Here is a 5720-nt window from a genome sequence, read left to right as displayed (position 1 = left end):
ACCCCCTTCGGCACACCCGTCGAACCCGACGTGAACATCACATACGCCAACGCACCAGCAGGAACCACCGACGGAAGCCGCACACCCACCACCGGCTCAGCGTCCACACGCACCACCGGCACCCCACCCACCTCATCCACCGCCCGGTCCGTCACCACCACCACCGCACCACTGCGCCCCAGCACCTCCCGCACCCGCTCCACCGGATACGACCCATGCAACGGCACATACGCACCACCCGCCCTCACCACCGCGAGCATCGCCACCACCACATCCACCGACCGCTCCAACAACAACCCCACCCGCGACTCCACACCCACACCACACCCCACCAACACCCGAGCCAGCCGACCAGCCCGCTCATCCAACTCCCCATACGTCAACGACACCTCACCACACACCACAGCCACCGACCCCGGCGACTCCGCCACCCGAACCGCAAACCCCTCCACCACCGAACCACCCGACACCACACCCACCACACCACGCCCCGCACCCACCACCCACTCCCACTCAGCCACCCCCACCATCGACACCTCACCCAACACACCACCCGCCCCCACAGCCACCAACCCACCCGCCAAACCAAGCCAATGCCCCACCATCCGCCCAACCGTCCCCGCATCGAACAGATCCGTGCTGTACTCGATCGCCCCTGCCAACTCCCCATCCCGCTCGTCGAATTCGAGCATGAAGTCGAACGGAAGCGCGTCCCGGGAGACACTCATCGGCTCGGTACGGAGTCCGGTGAACTCCGGCTCCCCGCCCGTGGAGTTCTGGAGTACCACCATGGCCTGGACCAGCGGCATACGGCTGGGATCGCGCTCCGGGGCGAGAGCTTCCACCACGCGGTCGAACGGGATTTCCTGGTGGTCGAACGCCTCCAGTACGGTCCCCTTCACCGAGGTCAGGAAGTCACCGACCGTGGCCGACGGATCCACCCGCGTACGCAGGACCAGCGTGTTGACGAAGAAGCCGACCAGATTCTCCAGCTCCGCACGGTCGCGACCGGACGTCGCTGTGCCAAGCGCGATGTCGTCCTGGCCGCTGTAGCGCGAGAGCAGCAGCTGAGTGACCGCCGTGAGCGTGACGAACAGGCTCGCGCCATGGTCCCGGCCGAGTGAGGCCAGCCCTTCCGCCAGCTCCGGCGGGATGTCGAACGCGTGCACCGCGCCCGCCGCGCTCCGTACCGTCGGCCTGGGGTGGTCCGTCGGCAGTTCCAGCGGCTGGAGGCCGTCGAGGCGCCGCCTCCAGTACTCCAGTCCGTCCCGCAGCTCCGTCTCGGTCAGCCGGCCGTGCTGCCAGGCCGCGAAGTCGGCGTACTGCACCGGCAGCGCGGGCAGTTCGTCGGCGTCCCGCCCATGGAGCGCGGCGGCGTAGCACGCGGTCAGCTCCCCGGTCAGGATGTCGAGTGAGCGGCCGTCACTGATGATGTGATGCATCGACAGCAACAGGGCGTGATCGTCATGGCCGAGCCGCACCAGCAGGACCCGGAAGAGCGGCCCGACTCGCAGGTCGAACGGTGTGAGCAGCCGCTCGCGCAGGATCCTGTCCGCCTCCCCGACCCGTGCCGCCGGATCGTCGTACGCGGACAGGTCGACGTCTTCGACCGGCACGGTCATGGAGGGGTGTACGACCTGGATCGCACGGCCGTCCACCGCGTCGAAGGTCGTACGGAGGGCCTCATGACGCGCCACGATCTGCTCGACGGCCCGTTCCAGGGCCTGTCGGTCCAGTACCCCCGTCATCCGCAGGGCGAGTCCCGAGTTGTACTCCACCCCACCCGGCCGGAACTCCTCCAGGAACCAAAGCCGCCGTTGCGCGAACGACGCCGGCAGCTCGGTTGTGCGGTCCACGGGCGCGATGGCGTCGGTGACCACGGTGTGGCCCGCCATACGTTCACGAAGGAGCGCCCGCATGTGCTCCGGCAGCGCGCTGATCCGGCTTTCACGGGACGGTGGCGTGCTCATCTCGGCATCTCCTTGTGAAACAACGATCGGCGTTCAGCGAGGAAGTGGGAAGGAAGGGCGGAAGGACGGGGGGACCGAGGGCAAGGGGGACGGAGGTGTGACACGTAGGTGTGGCGCGGGGCGGACGCCTACGTACGTCAGCCCCGGCTCACGCTCCGCAGCCCGGCGATGAAGTCCTCCGCCAGCGCGGTCACGGTTGATTCCCGGTGCACCGCGGTGGAGTAGAACCAGGTGACGACGAACCTTCCCTCGTCCACGACGGCGACGACATCGATCAGGTGATTGCGTTCCTGCTGGGGGCCGTGTTCCTGGCCGTCCGTGGCCAGCGAGGTGCTGAGCAGGCCACGATCGGCCGCCCCGGCCTCCGTACCCCCGCCCGTACTGCCCGTGCCGGCCGCGCTACCCGTACCACCGATGCCGAACTGTCCCAGGTAGTTGAAGCTGATCCGGGGATCAGGGTCACCGGCCAGCTCACCGCTGAGGTAGCGCAGCGCGCCGTAGCCGACGCCTCGGTCCGGAACGGTCCTGAGCTGCCGCTTCACCGACCGCATGGTGGCCGGCCAGTCATCGGTCTCCGGCAGCTCCAGAGCAACGGGGTAGATGGACGTGAACCAGCCGACGGTACGGGTCAGATCGATGTCGTCGAACAGCTCCTCGCGGCCGTGCCCCTCCAGATTGACCGCCACGCGGTCATGACCGGTCCAGGTGCGCAGAGTGCGCGCGAGGGCTGCCAGCAGCACATCGTTGATCTGCGTCCGGAACCGGCCCGGCACCTGGTGCAGCAGGGCATGGGTGTCGTCCACGTCGAGGTACGCCATGACGGCGGCCTGATCAACGACCTTGTTCCCGCCGTCCGGTGTGTCCATCGGAAGCCGCGTATCGGCCGCGCTCGTGACCGACCGCCAGTACTCCAGCTGTCCGCCGAACCCGCCGTCCCTGACATGCGTGGTGAACCGGTCCGCCCATGCGCGTACGGAGGTCGACTTGGGCCCGAGGTCCGTCGCGGCGACCGACACGGCCTGGTCATAGGCCGTGGCGAGGTCGCTCAACAGGATGCGCCAGGACACGCCGTCGATCACCAGGTGGTGTGCGGTGATCAGCAGACGGGCCGGGCCGCCGCCACCGCACGGCACGCCGACCACGACGCGGAACAGGGGACCGTGTTCGAGGTCGAGCCCTGACTGCGTACGGATGACGAGCGCGCGCCATTGTGCGTCGGCGTCGGCACCCGCGCCTGCATCCGCATCCGCATCCGCGTCGCCATTGGCGGCGCCGCCGAGGTCACCGGCCAGCTCGTGCACGGTGAAGACCGAGTCGACATCCAGGGCCGACGTGATGTGCCCGGTCCAGGTTCCTTCGGCGGTACGGGTGAACGTGCTGCGCAGTGCGTCGTGCTGGGACAGCAGCGCACCGACGGCGATCCGCAGTGCGTCGAGGTCGACATCCTCGGGCAACTGGAACGCGGTGGACATGTTGAAGTGCTCCGGCGCCACCGGGTGCGTGTCGAAGTACCACTCGCGTACGGGAGTTGGCGCCACGGGACCCGAAACGATCCCTTGCTGGGCCGGCCCGGCGTCGTCACTCCCCTGGTCGGCCTCGGTGAGACCGGTGGCGAGGGTGGAAATGGTGGGGTGGAGGAAGACGTCGCGGGAGGAGAGGGCGAGTCCGGCTCGGCGGGCACGGGAGACGACCTGGAGGCTGATGATGGAGTCGCCGCCGAGGTCGAAGAAGTTGTCCTCGATCCCGACCCGCTCCAGCCCGAGCACCTCCGCCCACACCCCGCACAAAAGCCGCTCGGACTCGGTACGGGGTGCCACGTAGGCCGCGTCGGCCGAGGCGAACTCGGGCGCGGGCAGAGCGCGGCGGTCGAGCTTGCCATTGGCGTTCAGGGGCAGCGCGTCCAGGACGACGAAGGCCGCCGGAACCATGTACTCCGGCAGAGCCGACGCCACATGCTCACGCAGCGCGTCCACCTCCGGAGCCTCGTCTCCGTCAGTGACCAGGTAGGCCGCCAGGCGCTTCACTCCGGGACGGTCCTCCCGTGCCACGACCACGGACTGGGCCACGGACGGATGGGAGGACAGAACGCTCTCGATCTCACCCAGCTCGATACGGAACCCGCGGATCTTGACCTGATCGTCGCCACGGCCCGCGTACTCCAGGGTCCCGTCCGCACGCCATCGCACGACGTCGCCGGTCCTGTACAACCGGCCACCAGAACGGAACGGATCCGCCACGAACCGCTCGGACGTCAGCCCCGAACGCCCGTGATACCCACGCGCCAGCCCACCGCCGAGATACAGCTCACCCCACACACCCACCGGCGCCGGAGACAGCCCCGCGTCGAGCACGTACGTCGCCTTGCCCGCCACCGGGCGCCCGATCGGCACCATCGGACCGTCAGAGTCCGCATCGGTGTCGGAGAACCAGCCCGTCGCATACACCGTGGCCTCGGTCGGACCGTAGATGTTGGCCACGACCGCACCCGGCATCGCCCGCCGCGTCTGCTCCAGCAGACCAGCCGGGAACGCCTCACCCGCCAGCACCACCATCTCCGCCGAAACAGCGGACTCCTGCCCCAGCACCCCCGCAAACGCCGACGGCACCGCGGAAATGAGGGAACCGCTCCACGCGTCGCGCTCCGTCAGCGCGAGGACATCCCGGACCACCTCCACCGTCCCACCAGCAGCCAACGTCCCGAACAGCTCGAACACCGACACATCGAAGTTGAGCGACGTCGAGAACAGAGTCCGCGAGAACCGCTCTTCCCCCAGATCCACCGCCCACCGCACCAGACCCGCCATCGCCGCATGCGGAACCACCACACCCTTCGGCCGACCCGTCGAACCCGACGTATAGATCACATACGCCGCCGACGACAACGACACCGGCCCCACAGGAGCCGCCAACGCCTCCCCCACCAGGGAACGCGCCAACACCTCCTCCGTGATCACCACCTCCACACCACTGTCAGCCTTCATGAACTCCAGCCGGTCCGCCGGATACTCCGGATCCAACGGCACATACGCACCACCGGCCCGCAACACCCCCAGCACCGCCACCACCAGATCCACCGACCTCGGCAGGCACACCCCCACCCGCGACTCCACACCCACACCCAACGCCACCAAATACCCCGCCAGACGATCCACCCGGGCACCCAACTCGCCATACGACAGCGAGACACCACCATCCCCGAGCACCGCAACCGCCCCAGGAGTCGAGGCGATACGGTCCTGAATCAGCTCCACAACCGACCGCTCACCCACCCCGACCCCCGGGCCGGCCCACCCCATCAACAACCGCTCCAGCTCAGCCCCACCCAACATCCCCACCCGCACCACAGGCACCAACGGCTCAGCAACCACCCGCTCCGCCAAAACCAACCAATGACCACACAACCGCTCAACCGTCTCCACATCGAACAGATCCGTATTGAACTCGGCGACCGCGGCCAGGCCACCGCCCCCGCCGGTCTCCTGGAAGTGCAGACTCAGCTCGAACTGCGCGGCCTCGCGCGGCATCTCCTCGTCGGTCACTCGCAGACCCGGCAGCTCGAACTCCCCTATCGGCGTGTTCTGGAGCGCCACGAGGGCCTGTACGAGCGGCGTCCTGCTGGTGTCGCGCTCCGGAGACAGCTCCTCGATCAGCCGGCTGAACGGCACATCCTGGTGCGCGAACGCGTCGAGTGTCGTCGCTCGTACGTCGGCGAGCAGTTCGGCGAAGCCGGCTTCCGGGTCGATCCTCGAA

Annotated in this window: 2 protein-coding genes; both read right to left on the bottom strand. The window is 68.4% G+C overall.

Annotated elements, in window-relative coordinates; genetic code table 11:
* Positions 1 to 1970 (bottom strand): condensation domain-containing protein (locus CU044_RS19010; RefSeq protein ID WP_165371937.1); only part of this gene is annotated, 1970 nt, incomplete at its 3' end.
* Between the two features lie 137 nt (positions 1971 to 2107).
* A partial coding sequence (locus CU044_RS19005) for a non-ribosomal peptide synthetase (RefSeq protein ID WP_193564000.1) occupies positions 2108 to 5720 on the bottom strand: 3613 nt, incomplete at its 5' end.

The sequence above is a fragment of the Streptomyces sp. L-9-10 genome (genome assembly GCF_004151105.1).
In the GTDB taxonomy this organism is placed as follows: Bacteria; Actinomycetota; Actinomycetes; order Streptomycetales; family Streptomycetaceae; genus Streptomyces.
The sequence above is the reverse complement of the archived record's forward strand: the minus strand, read 5'-3'. Positions and strand labels throughout refer to the sequence as shown.